General features: G+C 46.6%; 14 protein-coding genes. All 14 read right to left on the reverse strand.

All coding sequences use genetic code 11. The features are described 5' to 3' along the window. Positions 1-15: 15 nt before the first annotated feature. A complete protein-coding gene (locus NFR55_RS03760; protein ID WP_251546369.1) occupies positions 16-294 on the reverse strand; it encodes a hypothetical protein in 279 nt (92 codons plus the stop codon). Continuing rightward, positions 291-632, reverse strand: coding sequence for a hypothetical protein (locus NFR55_RS03765; RefSeq protein WP_251546371.1), 342 nt, complete (start codon positions 630-632; stop codon positions 291-293). Before NFR55_RS03765 ends, NFR55_RS03760 begins: the two co-directional genes overlap by 4 nt. 97 nt (positions 633-729) lie before the next feature. Continuing rightward, positions 730-1,179 (reverse strand): sigma-70 family RNA polymerase sigma factor, encoded by a 450-nt coding sequence (locus NFR55_RS03770; protein ID WP_251546373.1) that lies wholly within the window; start codon positions 1,177-1,179, stop codon positions 730-732. Positions 1,180-1,487: 308 nt separating this feature from the next. After that, on the reverse strand, positions 1,488-1,673 hold the full coding sequence (locus tag NFR55_RS03775) for a hypothetical protein (RefSeq protein ID WP_251546375.1): 186 nt from the start codon (positions 1,671-1,673) through the stop codon (positions 1,488-1,490). A gap of 198 nt (positions 1,674-1,871) precedes the next feature. Next, a complete protein-coding gene (locus tag NFR55_RS03780; RefSeq protein WP_251546377.1) occupies positions 1,872-2,861 on the reverse strand; it encodes a helix-turn-helix transcriptional regulator in 990 nt (329 codons plus the stop codon). A 26-nt stretch (positions 2,862-2,887) separates the two neighbouring features. Next, entirely contained in the window at positions 2,888-5,449 is a 2,562-nt protein-coding gene (locus tag NFR55_RS03785; protein ID WP_251546379.1) for a glycoside hydrolase family 2 TIM barrel-domain containing protein, read from the reverse strand. Positions 5,450-5,466: 17 nt separating this feature from the next. Further along, a complete protein-coding gene (locus NFR55_RS03790) occupies positions 5,467-6,300 on the reverse strand; it encodes a family 43 glycosylhydrolase (RefSeq protein ID WP_251546381.1) in 834 nt (277 codons plus the stop codon). Then, the gene (locus NFR55_RS03795) at positions 6,297-7,553 is read right to left on the reverse strand and encodes an alpha,alpha-trehalase (protein ID WP_251546383.1); all 1,257 of its coding nucleotides are present in this window, start codon (positions 7,551-7,553) and stop codon (positions 6,297-6,299) included. The genes NFR55_RS03790 and NFR55_RS03795 overlap by 4 nt, the downstream gene beginning before the upstream one ends. Positions 7,554-7,572: 19 nt before the next feature. Then, positions 7,573-10,641 carry a glycosyl hydrolase gene (locus NFR55_RS03800; protein WP_251546385.1) on the reverse strand — a complete coding sequence of 1,023 codons (3,069 nt, stop codon included), beginning with the start codon at positions 10,639-10,641 and terminating at the stop codon, positions 7,573-7,575. An 85-nt stretch (positions 10,642-10,726) separates the two neighbouring features. Further along, positions 10,727-12,001: a hypothetical protein gene (locus tag NFR55_RS03805; protein WP_251546387.1), complete on the reverse strand. Its 1,275-nt coding sequence runs from the start codon at positions 11,999-12,001 to the stop codon at positions 10,727-10,729. Then, complete coding sequence (locus NFR55_RS03810; RefSeq protein WP_251546389.1) at positions 11,998-14,667, reverse strand: hypothetical protein; 2,670 nt, start codon at positions 14,665-14,667, stop codon at positions 11,998-12,000. Before NFR55_RS03810 ends, NFR55_RS03805 begins: the two co-directional genes overlap by 4 nt. Positions 14,668-14,679: 12 nt before the next feature. Further along, positions 14,680-15,630: a carbohydrate ABC transporter permease gene (locus NFR55_RS03815; protein ID WP_251546391.1), complete on the reverse strand. Its 951-nt coding sequence runs from the start codon at positions 15,628-15,630 to the stop codon at positions 14,680-14,682. Positions 15,631-15,638: 8 nt separating this feature from the next. Further along, complete coding sequence (locus NFR55_RS03820; RefSeq protein WP_251546393.1) at positions 15,639-17,198, reverse strand: ABC transporter substrate-binding protein; 1,560 nt, start codon at positions 17,196-17,198, stop codon at positions 15,639-15,641. Positions 17,199-17,234: 36 nt separating this feature from the next. Beyond that, a complete protein-coding gene (locus NFR55_RS03825) occupies positions 17,235-18,131 on the reverse strand; it encodes a carbohydrate ABC transporter permease (RefSeq protein WP_251546395.1) in 897 nt (298 codons plus the stop codon). Positions 18,132-18,143 lie beyond the last annotated feature (12 nt).

The raw sequence follows: 18,143 nt of genomic DNA on the forward strand, positions 1-18,143 counted from the left end.
TCGCTCATTGTATCTTCACCTCTTTTGCGCAAAGGTCTTTTGCCACACCTTGTATTTCTCTTTTATCGTGGGAAAATATATGATTTCTATCGCCGCTTCCGCTCCCACAAGATACACAAGGCTTCGTATCTGTTCTTCGTCAAACAGCTCGTGTTCGTTGAGCTTACGTTGCAATTCGGTTTTTGTTATACCGAGTTTACGCGCCACATACGGCTGTGTTTTGCCGTTATCGTATATCCAATCTTTCAACTTGCGCTTTTTGAGCGAGTAACCTTTTTGCGATTCTTGCATCATATCTTTCCCTCCGCCGTCAACTTTTGCAATTCGCCATCAGACAAATTATTTTTTAGCCATTTCTTGATAAAATTGATTTCTCGCCGTTCGCTTGCGTTTCGGATAAAGCAAGCTTCGGAACAATCGTTTTCGTAACAAAAAACGTCTATTACCGAATCGCAATACCCGATGTGGTCAATAACTTTAACGAATACAGCTCTTTGCGGCAATGCGCCGATGATTTGTATTTGCCTATCTTTGTGGTATTCGTGATGCGCTTTAACAATAGCAATTTCATTCTCCGTCAGTTTCGTCGCACCGAGATTTTGAATGAATTGCTTCACTTTACTGTCTGCCATTTGTTTTCTTACCTCTATACTTTTTGGTGTTTGAAACAAACCCCTTCACTGTAAAGCGGTTGAAACGGGCAATAATTCGGGTTTGCCGAAAAATTTTTTAGTTTTTTTCTAAAATTGCTTTGAGCTGTTTGTAAATCGTCTGTAAATTCTCGCAAATTGACGATTCCGCTCTATGTAAAATCTTTGCAATTTCCTTTTGTGTTCTGCCCTCTATGTATAAAAGCCGTAGTATCTCTTGCTGTCGCGGCGTTAGCTGTTCGATTGCCGCTTGCAAGCGCTCATCGTTCATATTGTCGAATGAATAATCGCCGTAAGTATGCTTGTCCTCATAGTCCACGCCGTTTTCCAAATCTTCATCCAACGAGCGATTCCAAAACGCTTCTTGCCGCGCCTTTCGGCTGTCCTTATATTCCTCGCGCAAGTAAGTATCTAACAGTTCCGAATCGTCTGTTTGTTTGAGCAGTTCGGCGGTAGTATCGTCCAAGTACACCGTAACAGTCCGCTCATCCCCGCTTTTTCTCATTACTTTGATTTTGAATTTTTGCATATATAAAATCCTCCGATTTATGTTTTTGGTTTTTGAAAACACAATCGGGCGGATTTGCCGTAATATGAAAAACGCCCGACCGCGGTCGGACTAAACCGCAAATCGGGCAAACGGGGCAATAAAAAAGCCTCGCAAGAATTACCCTATCGGGGTTTAATCCTTGCAAGGCGTGGATAACTTCCTTTTACGGATAGCTTCTGTTTCTTACAACTTATATCCGCGCGCGCAGTTCGGTCTTACGGTTGGTTACTGCCTCTGTCCGCAACTTCGGATACGTCTTTTTCCTTATTCTTTTTTCTCTTATTTTTCTACTGCTGTGCTGCCGTACTTTGTTCCGACGGTCTTGCGCTTACCACGCACGCGCCGTCTTCCTCTTTGGATATTAGCAACGATGCACTACACTTATGGCACACAATCTCTACCTCCTTACACACTCTCACTCGAATCTGCAACGCGCCGCAAAGCGGGCATTTCAACTCCGTTCTCTTTGCCATCTTTCTATACCTCCGTTCTCCCTTAACGACAATACGCCCGTAGATTTAGACAACTGCTTTGTTTCGGTCGGGATTTCCGAGAACGCAGTACGCCTATACGCTTGTCGCCAATATCTTATTGCCCGGGGCGGGCGCAGTAAGATATTCAGTGCAGTCAGTATAACATAAAAAGAAACACAATTCAATTCGTTGTGTTTCTTATACGTTACCGATTAGCTCTCTTAATGTGTTTTCCAAAAACTCTTTGTAGCGTTCTTTAACTTTGGGCGGCGACTGTATTTTCGCTCTCCCCTCGAACGTGGTAAGCCAAGCGAAAAACGGCTTGCTTATTTGCACTTTCGCGCGGACAACTGCCATATTATTCGTTATATGCACGTTTTCCGCACCGAACCGTTCTATTGCAAGTTCCGCCAATTCTTGCCCAAAGGTAAGTTCCACCGTTTCGCTTTCGCCGCCGTACATCTCGAACCGCTCGTGCATATACGCCGTCATATTAAAGTCTTTATACTGCGGCAATTCTTGTATCTCCGTTTCTTCCGCTCTCGCTTCGTCCATTCTGTCCACACGGTAGTTTACCGCATTGCCGTATTTCTCCGAATAGCACACCAAATACAAATTCTCTTTGTTATACGTGATGCCGAGCGGGTTTACTATGTATCGCTTCCTTTCTTTGCGGTATATTCGTTCGCCGTTGGGAGCTGTATCGAAATACAAGAACGAAAGCTGTTTACGCTCGGCTATGGCGGTGGTGATTGCGTCTATGCTGTAATAAATTCGCTCGTTGTTCGACTTATCTGCCGTTGCCGCCGTTATGCTTTGCAGTTGCTCCGCCTCGGTCTTTCCCAATAGTTTCAGTAGTTTCTCCGTGAGCTTCTTTGTTTTGCTTTCCGTCAAAAATCTTGCCGACCGAACGGCTTGCAGTAGTATTTGCACTTCGGTGCGGTCGAACTTACGGTCTACCACGTAATAGCGGTTGCTCTTACCCTCTTTCTCACTCAGCACTTCATAGCCGTACTCGTTCAGCACCGCTATATCTTCATACACGGTTTTACGCACAACAGATATTCCGCGTATACCAAGCTCCTCTATAATCTCCCGCGCGGTCAGTCCGTTCTTCTCGTCCGTCTGCTCCTGCAATATTTCATACAGAACCAATCCCCGTATCTTTTGTTCCGCTCCATGTTTCATAATTGGTTACATATTCTCTCTGTTTTTTACTTTATTGTAATCCGAAATGTATTCTTTCCCTCTTTGGGAGCGCGATACTCGTTTTTCAGTTCGGGTCCGCAGGAGTTAGTGCCCACGCCGCTCATGGCTATATCCAAACTCACGTATACGTTGCCGTCTTCTTGTAGTTCGAAATCGTGCGCGGCACACGCAAGCGAAGTCGCCGAATACGGCAACACCGAAAACGAAAACGGTTTTGCGGCGGTTATTTTTATGCCGTTATCGAATACAACTTCCGTGCTCGCAAAGTGACTTCCGCTTTCTTGCGGTTTCACATATCGGAAGTATTCTTTTTCCGCGTTCGTAGTATATTCACCGTATGCACTTGCCAAATGCTTATCTATATAACTCTCGTGCGGACCGTACCCTTTATAGGTGAATTTGTTCGCCGCGCTTTTGGGCAGTGCGAACGTAATCCCTATTCGAGGCAAATACGAAACGTAGTCGGCAACTTTGTAGTCAAGTTCCGCGTCTACCGCACTGTTATAAAACGTATACGTAAGAACAAAATCCATAATCGGCGCGAAACAAGCTTTCAGCATTTTGCCCGTTACTTTCACCGTATTTCCGTTCTCTGCAATATCATAGGCTATTTGCGCGGCGTTCTCGTACCGTTGCCATTCGCTACGGATATTTCGGTCGTTATCCGTATATGCACGGAAAATATTTATTTTCAGCGGCTCCGAAAATTTTACATCGCCGACTTGCAACAGTTCTCCGTTTTTGCCGAGCTTGTATTCAAGCGGCTTATCCGCCGCAAGTTTTTCTATCGGCTCGCACTTCGGCGGCGCAAATTTCTTTTCCCGTTTACCTCCGTATACCGCCTGCATTTCGTAGTAACCGCTTTTGGGCGTACAATCGGGGTTGAGTAAGCCGTCCACGCAAAAGTTACCGTCGTGTTCGCTCTCCCCGAAGTCGCCGCCGTATAAGTAGCCTTTTTCGGCCTTAATCGCATGGTCGCGCCACTCCCATACAAAACCGCCCATAAAGCGGTCGTTAGAGTCAATTATCTTCCAGTAGTCGTTTAAGTCGCCGTTGCTGTTGCCCATTGCGTGCGAAAACTCGCACAGCACGAGCGGGCGCGTTTCCTTTTTATCTTGTAAAAACTCGTTGAAAAATTCGAGCGGCGGATACATACGACTTGCCATATCTATGCGCTTGGTATAATAGTCCGACTTATCCGCCAACTCCCATGCGCTTTCGTAATGAATAGGGCGATTATCGTGCGCATGAATATAATCCGCGCCCGCATGAAACATTTTGCCGTAGCTCGATTCGTTGCCGAGCGACCAAATAACTACGCACGTGCGGTTTTTATCGCGCTCGTACAGCGTGATTTCCCTATCCGTCACGCCTTTATCCGCTATGCCGCTGTCGGCAAATTCCTGCCAATTTTCCCGCCCGTAACCAACGCGCCGTTCTATCATGCCGTGCGTTTCCACATCGGCTTCGTCCATTACGTAAAACCCCATCGCGTCGCACAAATCGTAAAACTCGGGGCAATCGGGATAGTGGCACGTGCGAATCGCGTTGACGTTCGCCGCTTTCATCAGTTCAAGGTCGCGGATTGTTTCTTCTACCGTCACAGTCGCGCCGCCCGTAGGCGAAAACTCATGGCGGTTCACGCCTTTTAATTTAATCTTCTCACAGTTAATCTTATATACGCCGTTCTCAATTATGCTCGTGCGGAAGCCCATGCGTTGTAAAATCTTTTCGCCGTTCGCGGATAAAACGATATCATATAACTTCGGATTTTCCGCCGTCCATTTTTCTACTTGCTTTACCGTAAATTCCACCGATTTTTGCGGGGCAACGGTTTTATTTTCATCTTCAAACAATACGGTAAACGGAATATCCCCGTCGTTACGCACGGTAAGCACGCCGACTTTGCCCTGTAACTTTGTTTCTATCTTAAAATCGCGGATATGCTCTTGCGGACGAACAAGCAGATACACGCTACGAAAAATACCCGAAAAACGAAACTTATCCTGACATTCCAAATAGCTCCCCGCGCTCCATTTTAAGACGATAACGTCCAGCGTATTTTGACCCGCTTTTATATAGCCGCTAATATCCCACTCGCTCGTCGCGTGGGATATTTGACTGTATCCTATCTGTTTACCGTTTACATACACATAGAAAAAGCTATCCACGCCCTCGAAGTTCAGATAATATTTCTGCGAAATATCCTTAATTTCAAACGTGCGGCGATAATGAAACGCAGGGTTTGTCACGCGGATATACGGCGGGTCTACGGGAAACGGATAGCGTACGTTTATGTACTGAATTTGGTCGTACCCGTGCATTTGCACGCAACTCGGCACGGGAATTTTATCGGGCAGTTCTTCCCCGACTTCTACGTCCGCAATATCCTCGTGCGCCTTGAATTCCCACTCTCCGTCCAAAGATATAAATCTGTCGCTTTTCGTTCTATCCAAAATGCCGTGCGTAAACGCAAACTCCTGCGTCTCTCCAAACGGCACATAATAACTGCGCGGCGGCTCTACGCCTGTCCGTTCGTACGTTTCGTATTTATAGTTGTGTTGCATAAGGCTCTCCGTGTTTCTTATTCCAATAAAAAGTATTGCATACGTTCTTCGGGCGTGCGATTCGGTTGATGAAACGTAAGATTGCGCTTTCCTTGCAAATCAACGAAACTCATACTGTGACCGCCGTCGCGGTCGTATAACAATTTTTCAAAAGCATAATCCCCCATAACGCCGCTACTGCTCACGCTTTTTACAACCGCATAGCCATTTTGCGTAAAGGTAGACCATAGCAATACGATTTTGCCGTTTTCTTCATAGAGAAACGGACCTTCCGCAACATATCCGCTTTTGCCGCCATGATGCACTTCAACGGAAAAACCGCAATATTTTCCGCTTACGATTTTTTGAGGTTCTCCCGCAAGCGCCGTTAAATCGTCTTTCAGTTCACACATATAAAGACTACCGTCGCCGTCGTTTGTAACGGGCGCCACCCACTCGTTGGAAAAGCAAAGATACGGTTTGTTTTCGTATACGAACAGTGTTGCGTCCAAACACTCCCAACCGTTCGGCGTAACGTATTCGCCCGTAAGCGCGGTAAAGTCCTTTTCCAAACTATCCGATTGATAGACAAAACATCCGCGCCCTTTATCTTGCCGAAAAGCGGAAAGTATTAAATAATAGCTTCCGCTATATTTGTGCAGTTCCGGCGCCCATATATTGGTGTACGAGTCAAGCGAACCATCCGTGACCATGGTGTTTTTCAGTTCGAAGTTTTCCAAATCCGATGAAACAAACAGCGTTAAATCGCTACCCTTTCCCCAAGAGCCATCGCCGATTGTACCGAGCAAATAATACATTCCGTTTTCCGTAAATACAAACGGATCTCTGATATGAATATCTTTTCTTTTCATTCCGCTTCTCCTTTGTTGCTATGCAATTTTCCGCAAAGATCGATTGCCAATAAATTCCAACTCAAAAATCCCGGAAACAGATTCGGCTCTCCCGTGTCGGGATGATAACTTTCGAACATTTCGCCGTACTCCGTTAAACTCTTTTGTAACAGTAAAACAGCTTTATTGCGCAATTCTTCGGCCAATTCGGTTTTATTATATCGCAATAAGCCTTTATACGCAAGATAATTCGCCACCGTCCAAATTGCGCCCAACCAATTAGACGGGTTGTTGCTCTTTTCCAAATTATACATTTTTTCGTTGCGCGCAAGCGTGCGAATCCCGTATGACGCCATAACGTCCGCATCCTGTAAATGCACGCACAACCGTTCGGCTTGCTCATCGTTGCAAATACCTGCATACAGCGGCAAAAAACAACCGAAAAAACGAATTTTAAGCGGCACGGTTTTCCATTTGGGCGCAAAACCTTCGTGGAACGTAAATCCGTTATACGATCGTTCTGTTTTAAAAAATCCCACGTCTTGCGAATAGTAAATGCCATCTTTTTCGTCCCACATTTGACTATTGACAGTCGTACGCAATGCCGCCGCCTTTTGTTCAAATTGGGTAGCGTCTTTGCCCTTTTGCCGCAAAATTTGCGCCATAGCGTCGTATTCGGCAATCATAAAGCTGTTGAGGTATATATCCGCAGACGAGCGCGGCGCGCGGTAATACACGGTGGGATTGTTGTCTATTCCTATCATGATATCGTCTTGCCATATAAACAATTCGCTACGTGCATCGAATTGCCGTGTTTCGTAATACCGTAAATACGCCGCAAGTTTGTCTTCGTCTATCCAACCATAATCGTTTGCAAATTCCCCCGCCTGCAATGCCGACTGACATAAAAACGGCTTATGCTGATTTAATGGCACGCCCTTTTCATGCTCGGCGTGAAAATATCCCGCAAACAGTCCGTTGCCCGAGAGCATAATGGGAATATACCCATCGCTTTCCTGCGCCGACAAAAAATTTTGCACGCAACCTTTTACGTGCGCCGCCACCGTTTCGCGCGAACAACCTGCCGTTTGCATTTCCTCGTTTGAACAAACCGAAAACGCCGCGCACAACGCTTTGGCGGTAAAATAGGAATCCCAATCCCATAAATCGCCCTCGTATCCCGAACCGGGATCGAGAAAGGGATATTGCAGTTCGCCTATCGGCTTTTTCAAAACCCTGTACGCATTGCGCAAAAAGTATTCTTTAATATTCATACTTTTATCCCGATACACCTTATTTTCCCAATGTCAACTCAGGTTTTTTCATAATGCCCATATCGTGCAAACAATATTCATACGACCACATATTGTTACCCGAATACCACATATCCGGTCCTTTCCAATCTTTCGGCGTTGTCAAATGTAAAGTACCGAACGTATTGCCGCGCGTGCCGCAAAGCGTGAGTTCCAACATATGTTCGCCTTTTGCCACGTTTTCGATTTGCAACTTATACGGAGGCAACACTATTTTGCCCACATCGTTACCGTCCAACCGTGCGCTTACAAGCGCGCCGATATAATAATCAGTCGTAACTGTAAGGTCACCCGCCTCGCACGTAAAAGGAATTTTGTACGTAACATTCGCTCCGTAAAACGGCATACCCTGTTTGCGCAACGCATCGAACGTGATAACGGAGGGTAGCGCGGTAATTTTAGCATGTGCGCCGAGAGTTTCCACACCGAAATCGCCGAGCAAAAAAAGATTCTCCATGCTGATTCGCGCGCTTACGGGAACGCGAACGAGCAATTCGTTTTTGCCCTTTACGAGCGACGGCAATCGCATCGTATAAATTTCTTTATCCACATACCAACCGTCTTTTGCAACGGGAATATCCTTACCGTTAAACCGCACCGAATCGGCATACTCGTATCCGAGCATACACGGCACGGCTGTTTCACTTTCAATTGTATAACGCAACCATACGAATTCGCACGGCTCGATAGCAGATAATCGCCAAGGCTGCACATCGCACCCGTCGGCGGCGGGATACCCCAACTCGGAGCGCACAATGCGGTCAATGCGCAAAATTTCTTCGCGCGGCATAAATCGCTCGCCATCGCGCGACCATTCGGGCATATCGAGTACAAGTGCGTTAGGCTCACTGCGAACATACGAAACAAAATCGGGAACGGCTATTTGTTGAGCAACCTTTTTCGTCTGCGTTGTCGGCACTCTTTTCTCTGTTTTTTCTTTGCTCGGCGCAAGCGAATACAAAAACGAATCGAGCGGATAACAGGGGGCAAAAATCACCGTATTGCCGTTTTCGTGAATATAGTCCGCTTGCCGTATCGTACCATCGAGCGTATTATACAGCGAAGGCGTAAACATACCTTTTACGGTAATGCGTAATTCATCGTAAGCGCAGTCATTTCCGTCCATGCGCGTCATATCGTCGCAATGCGCGATGAAAAGCCACTTGTTTTCGCCGTCTTGCCGCAAATTGTAAATCAAATCGTTTCTTCGCTCGCCGTTACCGCCAAATACCGAAATTTCGCGTTCGTCGCCGAGCGCGTCCAAAATTTCCGATTGTGAAAATCCGACTCTTTTTGACTTATTCCAAAGCGATTGCGCCGCATTATCAAGTATTCCGTCCACGCAATCGGGACAATCTCCGCATACCAAAACTTTGCCGCCGCAGTCTGCAAACTCGTTGAGCGCGGCAAGCGTAGTGGAGCGCATGGTTTTAATCGGCGGGATAAGTACGGCTTTGTATTGCATTTCGCCCACGCAAAACCCGTTTTGGTTTTTTTGATACAATTCAGGCAACAGACTTTCGCTGAAAAAGTCGAAGTCGATTTGTCCGCGAAGCAGCCACGCCGTTATGTTCACAAACTGTGTATCGAGCGTTTCCATGTCGGTTGCCGTATATTCTCTTACGCCGCCTATGAGCCAAGCGCTTTCTATCGGATGGAGTACCGCCACGTTTACCATAGACTTGCCGCGCGTAAGCGCCGTATTGAGCCGCGCGAAATGGTCTTCGATGTAGCCGTATTCAGTAAACCAACCCGATTGATAACTTATGCTTGCGGGATAGTCGCGTTTTGCCGAACCTCGCATACTCACCCAAGACAAATGCGGAACGCGGAGCGTTACGCCGAGCGCCGCCTGCCAATCGCCTTGAAATTTGTGTCCGCGAAAATCGTAGTCCCAGCCTGTTACGCCGTATTCTTCGCTCATCATTTCGTTTCTGCCGTACTGATGCGCCGCCGACTGCGCTTGCTTTGCCGTAGTGAATTCTTTACGGTTACACAGCATATCGATACCGGGGATTTCAAATGTACGATAGTGCCGCATTGCTTCGCCTATTGCCCGCATTTGCGAGAGTAGCCACGGCTCTTCCATATAATGCCCCGTAAAGGCAATGCCGTTTTCATTGCACCATTTACCGATTTTATCGCTGAAATTCACGGCGAATAATTCGGTTGCGTGCGCAAAAAAATGATACCGCGCGGTATGGGGCGTTCCGTCGTTTTTATCCCAAACCACTTCGGGCATACGCGCAACGATATCGTATCCGTACTGTTGTTCGAAAGAAGAACGAAATGCTTGCGTCCACGGATACGCAACGTCTTTTCCGTCGCGCGCGTACTGTTTGAACGTCATTGTGTAATAGCTCGGCTCATCGGTAAAAATCGCGGGAACGGATTTGCCGAATTCATCACCGAGTTCACGCTTATACGCTTCGTGCGTCACCTCTATAAACTTTTCCACCGCCGTAGCATTCATAGTGTCGAGATACGTATATCCATTAAATATACCCGACTTTTCGGCAAGCAACATATACGCATACCATTTTTCTCCGTTCGGTTTTTCGTTATCGGCAACTACGGCATACGTCTTGATTTTTCCTTGCGCATCGAACAATATATCGTAGACGACAAGAAACTCGGGTTCTCGCTCATCGCTTGCGTGCAATCTCCGCATATCTTCGGGCGCAGTGCGCGAAATCACAAGCATCTTTTGCCGAAACTCTTTGTGTTGCGTTACGTAGCCGCCTGCGGCTCCACTCGGCCAACGGTCTTCATCGTACAAATATGAAAGCATTCCGTTTTTACGAGCGCGTTGGTTGCAAGCGCGCACAAGACGCATAAATTCCTTTCCCAAATACTCGGTACTCATGCCGCTTCGCGTGTGCATAAAAAAGCCGCCGAAACCCATTTCTTTCAATCGGTCTATTTGCCACAACAATACGTCTTCTTTCAAATCGGTATTCCACGCCCAAAAAGGCGCGCCGCGATATTCTGCGGGCGGATTTGCAAATATTTCCTCTACGCTTTGTTTTTCTTTATTTTCGATAGCCATAAATTTCCCTTCCGCTTAGAATACAGTCACGGGCGCATTACCGCATTGCAATGCACCCGCAACATTTTCTTGTATTTTCCGTTGTCTATTCTTCTTGCGCCGCAGAATACCAATACAGACCCGACGTATCCGCATTTTCGCCGTAGAACCATTTGTATATCGTTTCGGTATACGGCTTCGGCTTACCCTTATTTACCGAATCGCCGGGCGCATAAAACAACCCGAAATGGTCTTCGTAATCGCTGATCGGCGTAGTATAGCAGTCGGTCATACGGAACAAAAACAGAGTTTCTACGAATTTTAGTCTGCTTTTTGTTATATCCAATAAATCCTTATACAGCCTATCGATACGTTCTTGATCGTAAGAGAACCTATCTTCGCTGAATCCCGTTTCGGTAATCCAAACTTTTTTATCGCCGTCGCCGTGTTCTACCATCACGTCATGCAAATCTTCGCATGTATCCGCCGCAGCCGCTACGCCTCTGTAATCCGGATAGGGATGCCATGCGCAAATTTGAAAATAATTCCATGAATTCGTATCCGAATACTCTTCGCCCGTGGGAATCTTTTTGGATTCTATCCACCGATACGTTTCTTCCAAATAAAGAGCAGTGCTGGGCGACATCGTCATACCGGGAAACACCGTTACGTTCTTTTTGTCTACCTTTTGCAACCCGCGATTGGCGTACCAACAAAGGTCGGCGGTAATTCTTGCCGCTTCGCTCTCGGTAAATACGTTGGAGCTTCCTTTCACCCAACCGATCGGGTGCAAAAACGTACCGTCTACCATATCGAATTCGTTGCCAGGTTCCCAATAGGTTATTTCCGGAAATTCGGTAGCAAGCAATTCGTAACAGTCGCCGTATAGTTTCAAAAACCGAACGTACATTTCGCGGTCATCGGTCGGGTGCGGCACACATTGCACGTCGGAATTGTGGCACCCTACCGGATATATAAACGCGTGGTTCATAACTAAAATACGTTCAACGCCCGCTTCTTTGAGCCGTGCAAAATATTCGTGATAAATATTCGCCGTTCCTTGCAAAATACTGATTTCGTCCGAATCGGGCGCTCTGCGAATAATATTGTGCAAATGCATCCACACGCGCATACTCTTTACGCCGAGTGCTTTGACGTTTCCGATAATGAAATCGTTGTCGACCTCTACATCTACGCCGCCGTTCATTTCCGACGACAATTCGCTCAATCCGAACATATATTTATTTTGGTCTATCGTTAAAACGTCGGTAGTTGTAGGAATTTTTTCCCGCTCGGTTTTTCCGTTCGTTTTACCGCCCGCAGTACAACCCGCAAACGCGCAACACAAAATCAACAATATCGCTACAAAACTTTTTTTCATTTTTCTTCCCTCTTTGTTCTACGCAACACCGCTACGGCAGTTAATGCCGCAAACACAAAAACGATACCCGCAACGCTTTCCGCACTCGCAACGCTACCGCAGCCACAACCTTTCTTTTCTTCCGCTTGGTTTTCGTTCTCCCCGAATTCGGGTTTTACTTTATCGATATCATCGTCGATATTCGGATCGTAATCTTGCGTTGTGATTTCTATCTCGGCGTCCAAAGAATGAACGCTTACCGTATCGAGCAATACCGCCGATCCGTCGCCGACCGAAAAAGTAAGTTCGCCGAATGCCCTATCTTGCGGTAATTCGAATACCGCCGCCGGCTCGTAAATCAGTTTTATAGGTTCATTCGTAGCGGCATATCCTATCGAAAGATTTCCGTTTTGAACGCGAACGCATAAAATACCGCTTTCTCCGCTCATTATTTTAGCTGCGCGCGCTCCCGTGCTGATCGTTTTGATTCCTTTTCCGATTACCGCGCCTTCCGATGCCGTAATACCCACGCCGTTCGGTAGCATTACGTCAATCGCGCCGTTTACTACCGATTTGACTTTAGCGTACATAATAAAGTCACCGAATTTATCTTTGGTTGTAGCCGTGGCGCCGCCCGAAAGCAATACGCTTTCTCCCAAGTCTTGCGCATCGGTGCTCTTTGTTAAACTTTGCGCAACATTCTCGTTTTGCGCGTTTATATTGTTTACCGAGAAACTGCTTATACGGAACGATGCCGCATTATGCCCCGCCACTACAACGTAACCGTTTGTGTCGTTATATGCAAACGTGCCGCGCAAAATACCCATTTCGGAAGCGGGCGCACCGACGGGTGCAAAATATACTTCGATTTCGCCCTCTATCACTACAAGCATTACGTTATACGCTATCAAATTGTTTTCTTCGTCTCTGTTGTTCCAAAAAGAAACATCGCCCATAACGGTTTTGCCCGACACACCGCCGCCGCCCGCAATCTCCATACCGCGCGTTTTTTTGGTAAATACAATATACGGATTACTCCAAGCCGCGCCCGAAAGCGTTTGCCTCCCGAAAGAGAACAACATAGCGGTTTCGTTTTTCGCCGTATCGTCGGTTACGGTAACGGTAAAACGGCAAATATATTCGCTGTATTTTTGCTTGGGGCCAAACAGCATGTTCACGTCGCTTTCGGAAAACTGCACGTAATTCCTTGTTTGCCCCGCTTTATACAACGGACTCGTACACCCCTGCATAAGCCATTCGTTTCGATTTACATAATATTGATACAGCGTTTCGCCCGATTCCTCATACGTGCGCATACCTTTGAAATTGATAGCGCGATTTTGCGCGTCGATAACCGCATCATAAGAATAGCCTTGCATGCGCGCGTCGTCGAATACCACGTATCCCGCAGTCGTTTCGCTTTCGCCTATATGTTTGGTTCCGAGCTTAAATATCCCGCCGAAATCGCCGCCTTTTAGCGTATACGTTGCTTCGCCTATTGTAATTTTTATTCTTCCGTCGCTGTATCCTTCAAACGCAACCGTAACGGTATTGTTGTCGTCTATTTGTTCCGCTTCGGTCGTTTCGGTAATTGCGCCATCTGCTACCGTAACCGCACGATATGACTTATTGCTTGTCTTTTCCAATCCTGCAAAAAACTTTCCGCCACCCAGTTCCATACCGAACACGGTAGACGGCGATATTTGCGAAAGTTCGGCTTCTACCGAGAACGCAAATTGCTTATCCACGCGTACGTCGCGCGTAATGCCGCGCGCATTGGTTATAGTGCCGTCTTGTTTTCCCGTAACGATTTTCACATCTGCCGTAGGCCCCACGGCAAGCGTAGATGAATCGAAATACGTAACCGCCCATTTTGCGTTCGGCACTTTCATGTTGTCGAACATAAACGCGCTTTGCGTAAAATCGTCTTCGAAAACCGTTTGCTCGTTCTCTTTTACCGCAAAATTCGTAACGGTCATTTTGATGCTTCCCATAGACGTAAACCCGTAATAGCCGTCGCATTCCACATTGTCGTACGATGCTTGCGGAGCCGACGGACATGACGTACCCGCTTCATACATATACAAATCGAGTTTATACATCGTAGCGCCGTCGCTTTCACGATTATCTTCTTTCTTTGTCAGCACATACCGCATTGACGTTTTGGCAAAACCAAAAGGCGAAACCGAATATGACGCGAAATTGCTTTGCGTCGTGTCTACGGGCCCGCCGCTCGTACCCTGTTTATCGTCCATCAAAGTAGTGCGGTTATCCGGCCAAAACCAAGTGCCGACGTCGGCGTATTCCATAGAGCTGTTATAGCGGGGCAACCCGAACACGAACGCTATCCACCCGCCGCCGCTTACTTGCATATCGAACGAAATCTCGACATCGTCGGTAACGTGATGCTCCATAGGACTGATACACGAGCCCCATCTGCTGTCGCCGTTATACCGAAGCGAATATTCGCCCGTTTGCAACTCGGCGTTCACGGGGTCTTTCCATTCTTCCGAAAAAGTCGTTCCGTCAAAATCTTCGGAAAAAATATCGGCTTGTATTTCGGCGGCGTATGCCTTTTGTCTTACGGAAACAGACGTCATGCCAAGCGCAAGAGCTGCGGCAAGCAACAACGCCGTGAATCCCAATGCGGCAAATCTTTTTTTGCATTTTGTTTGTGAATTTCTCATTCTCTTTCCTCCTTAAAATTGAACGTCGGGCGTAAACTTTTTCACAAGCAAGCGAACGGCTATGATAATCGGCAACATAATCAGCGAAAACGTCATGCCTATCGTCGCCGCCTGTATCATATTGCCCGATCCTCCCGTATCCACGCTCGTAAAAATATACCACCCTATCGTCATAAATTTGTTGTCTATGCCGGGATTTATCGCGATAAGCATAGGTTGCATGGTAAAACTGAGTACGCTCGTCACTACGCCTATCATAAACACGCCTACGGTAGACATAACAAGCGGCAAAACAATCGACCACGCCTCTCGCCAAAAACCGATTCCGTCCAGTCTTGCCGATTCGGTAATATCTTCGGGAATGCGTTGCATAGCGCCGCACAAAACCACGGTGTTGCCGCCCAGTCCCGCCCAAATGCAAAACACAATGATAATGCCCCACATTTTATCCGAGTTATAGCCGAGCCAATCAACACGATGCCCAACGAGTTTTTCCACAAGCAACGCAATAGGTCCGAAATCCGAACTGAACATGTGCCGAACCATCATACAAAGCACAACCAATGATATTATGTTGGGCAGGAAAAATACGACTTGAAAGAATTTGCGAAAGCGAATCTTTTTGTAGAAACTGTACGCGATGATAAACGATATGGGGAATATCACAATGTTTATAAGAATCGCTCTGAAACTGTTGACAAAAGCGTTGAATTCGCCCGGATCGCCGCCCAATATCATCGATTTGAAAACCGAAACATACCCTTCAAGTCCGCGCCACACGTACGACGCCGTAGGCACGTCGAATCGCTTGAGCGTAAGCAATATCGTATCGAAATTCACATACACCCAAAACACCGCAAAATTGATTACCGGAATAATAATAAGCGACAGAATAAAGAGATACTTTCGTGCCGTACGGTTCAGCTTGAATTTTTTCTTTTTTACGGGGATTGCTGTATCCATACGTTCTCCTATTCGATACCGAGTTCTGTTTTCCAAGTGTTAAAATATGATTTTGTTACCGTATATACGTTTCTGCTGTTTTTCTCACCTACCATGATTTGTTCGCCCGTCATGGTGCGCATATCGTTTATAATGGAAGACGTTGCGGTACGACCGAACATGGTAGGACGCTTATACAAATACATAGGCGAAACGTCTTCCACCGCTTTATTTGCGGGATAGTTGGAAACACGGATATCGGAGTCGAAATATATATCAAGATAACTTTGCGTATACGGACTCCATTCGTAATCGGGTTCCGCTTCGAGCGGATTATAATCAAACGGACGCATCGTTCCCGTCCTTTTTGTAAAGTCCAAAAGCATTTCTTCGTTGCACAAGTACACAAGGAACTCTTTCGCCATATCTTTGTTTACGGCTCCCGACGGAATAAAAATCGTTTCATCGTTCATAAAGTAATTTATCTTCGCCGACATACCGTTCTCATTTTTCATTGCTTTCGTACCATCGTCGAATAAAGGCATACTCATCATTTTGAAAACGTGATCTTTGTTGGTAATATACTCCTCCATCTCTTTATAGCTGAACGAACCGACAAGCGCAAGCGCGCTTTCTCCACGTGCAAAAATTCTTTCGGCCTCTTGCACGGTATGTTCTTCTATGTTGGCAACGGTGTTTTTCCACTCCCCGCCTTCGCCTACGATAAGCGTACGCCACTGGTCGATAGCCTTTTGTATACCTTTCTGTTTCCACACTTCGGCGCTTTCGAAGTTATAAAAATCGTAATACGCGCCGTCGCCTTCGTTCACGGCGAGCGTATTTTCTTCGTAAACGCCTTGGTATTGCGCCCACCACACCGCCATGTAGTATTCGAGCCAGTGCATACCGTCGGCAAAAGGAAGCGAGAACGGTTTGATTCCGTCGTTTCGCGCAAGCACGTCGGCGCAGTACGCCGCAAGATCTTCCACCGTTTCGGGAGGCGCAGTCCATTTGTCGCCCACATTCCAAGCGCCCTCTTTAGCGGTAGTGTGCGACGTGGAAAGCAATATGGTTTCATTGTACGCAATAGACATGCCTACGCTCGCCCACGGCATCATCCACGGATAGTACGAGCCTTGCCCGTAAATACGTTGCGAATAATTCTTTTTCACAACGTCCGCATCCATAAAATCTTTGACCTTGCGTTTGCCTGAAGAAGTGTTCACTTCGGCTTCGTATACCGATTCGAGATTTTCGATATAACCGAGCGACACCCATTCCGTCCAAGCCGTCGAGCCTTGCGTCATATAAATGTCGGCAAGGTTTTGTCCCGATTTGAGATACGTGTTTACCGTGTTTGTAATCGTAGTGTCGGGAATGAGCTTATACTTAAAGCCGGGATGCTCATCTTGATATTTCTTTGCGGCATACTCGAGCCAATCGCTGCCGTATCCGCCTTCAAAATACCGAATCGTAAGTACGCCCTTTTCGGTTTGAAGCGCCGTACTGCACCCCGTAAGTCCTACCATTACCGAAAACGACAGGACTACCGTAAGAACGGCGCACAACATTTTTTTGACGTTTTTCATGTTTATTACCACCTTATATAATTTTTGAAATTAGTTTTATCCTTTGATTCCGCCGCCCATGCTGAAACTCATAATCTTCTTTTGGAACGCCGCAAACAACGCAACCACAGGCACAATGGAGATTATCATTGCGGCGAATAGTTTGGGATAATCGCCCGAAAACTGCGAAAAGCCGTTTGTGACCTGCGTGGAAATGTAGTAAATACCCACTGAAAGCGTTTGGTGCGAAGGCAAATACAAATACGGCGTCATATAGTCGTTCCAAATACCGATAAACCCGAGTAGCCATTGCGCGCCGAACACGGCGGAAAGTTGCGGCAAATAGATTTGCAAGAAGATTCGCCAATGTCCCGCGCCGTCTATCTCCGCCGCTTCGTGATACGTGCGCGAAATGTTTTGAAACACGCTGCCGAACAACAAAAACGCAAATCCGAAGCCGTTTGTTGCCGTGAGGAGTATTCCGGGAATGCTGTCGAATATGCCGATTTTCACAAACAAATTATACTGCGAAGGCAACGTACCCGTAATATTTACAAGCATAGGTATCATAGCCACCCAATACAGCACATGCTTTCCCTTAAAGTCGTGCAATGCGTACGCATACGCCGTACATGCACAGAAAAACAAATTGATGAGCGGCATAGCAACCGACAGAATTATGGAATTGAGAAACATAGAACCCAAATTGAATTCCGAAAAGATTTTACCGAAATTCCCGAGCGATTTAATGGGTTCAACGGGAAATCCCCACGGATTTGCAGAAAACTCGATTTTGTTTTTCATGGAATTGTATACCAGCCACAAAAACGGAAATATCAGCGTTGCGGCGTATACAAAGTAAATAACGCACAGTACGGCAAGCGTTACGCGGTGCTCCCGCGGTTTCTTTTTAACTACCCTCACGGGTGCGTTTTTATTTATTGCTACATTCATATATTTCTCCGT

Source organism: Pumilibacter intestinalis (assembly GCF_943193005.1).
In the GTDB taxonomy this organism is placed as follows: domain Bacteria; phylum Bacillota; class Clostridia; order Christensenellales; family Pumilibacteraceae; genus Pumilibacter; species Pumilibacter intestinalis.

What these genes read in the sequence shown, in the direction of transcription:
- NFR55_RS03760 (WP_251546369.1), bottom strand. Translation starts at nt 294, where the DNA reads ATGATGCAAGAATCGCAAAAAGGTTACTCGCTCAAAAAGCGCAAGTTG.
- NFR55_RS03765 (WP_251546371.1), bottom strand. Translation starts at nt 632, where the DNA reads ATGGCAGACAGTAAAGTGAAGCAATTCATTCAAAATCTCGGTGCGACG.
- NFR55_RS03770 (WP_251546373.1), bottom strand. Translation starts at nt 1,179, where the DNA reads ATGCAAAAATTCAAAATCAAAGTAATGAGAAAAAGCGGGGATGAGCGG.
- NFR55_RS03775 (WP_251546375.1), bottom strand. Translation starts at nt 1,673, where the DNA reads ATGGCAAAGAGAACGGAGTTGAAATGCCCGCTTTGCGGCGCGTTGCAG.
- NFR55_RS03780 (WP_251546377.1), bottom strand. Translation starts at nt 2,861, where the DNA reads ATGAAACATGGAGCGGAACAAAAGATACGGGGATTGGTTCTGTATGAA.
- NFR55_RS03785 (WP_251546379.1), bottom strand. Translation starts at nt 5,449, where the DNA reads ATGCAACACAACTATAAATACGAAACGTACGAACGGACAGGCGTAGAG.
- NFR55_RS03790 (WP_251546381.1), bottom strand. Translation starts at nt 6,300, where the DNA reads ATGAAAAGAAAAGATATTCATATCAGAGATCCGTTTGTATTTACGGAA.
- NFR55_RS03795 (WP_251546383.1), bottom strand. Translation starts at nt 7,553, where the DNA reads ATGAATATTAAAGAATACTTTTTGCGCAATGCGTACAGGGTTTTGAAA.
- NFR55_RS03800 (WP_251546385.1), bottom strand. Translation starts at nt 10,641, where the DNA reads ATGGCTATCGAAAATAAAGAAAAACAAAGCGTAGAGGAAATATTTGCA.
- NFR55_RS03805 (WP_251546387.1), bottom strand. Translation starts at nt 12,001, where the DNA reads ATGAAAAAAAGTTTTGTAGCGATATTGTTGATTTTGTGTTGCGCGTTT.
- NFR55_RS03810 (WP_251546389.1), bottom strand. Translation starts at nt 14,667, where the DNA reads ATGAGAAATTCACAAACAAAATGCAAAAAAAGATTTGCCGCATTGGGA.
- NFR55_RS03815 (WP_251546391.1), bottom strand. Translation starts at nt 15,630, where the DNA reads ATGGATACAGCAATCCCCGTAAAAAAGAAAAAATTCAAGCTGAACCGT.
- NFR55_RS03820 (WP_251546393.1), bottom strand. Translation starts at nt 17,198, where the DNA reads ATGAAAAACGTCAAAAAAATGTTGTGCGCCGTTCTTACGGTAGTCCTG.
- NFR55_RS03825 (WP_251546395.1), bottom strand. Translation starts at nt 18,131, where the DNA reads ATGAATGTAGCAATAAATAAAAACGCACCCGTGAGGGTAGTTAAAAAG.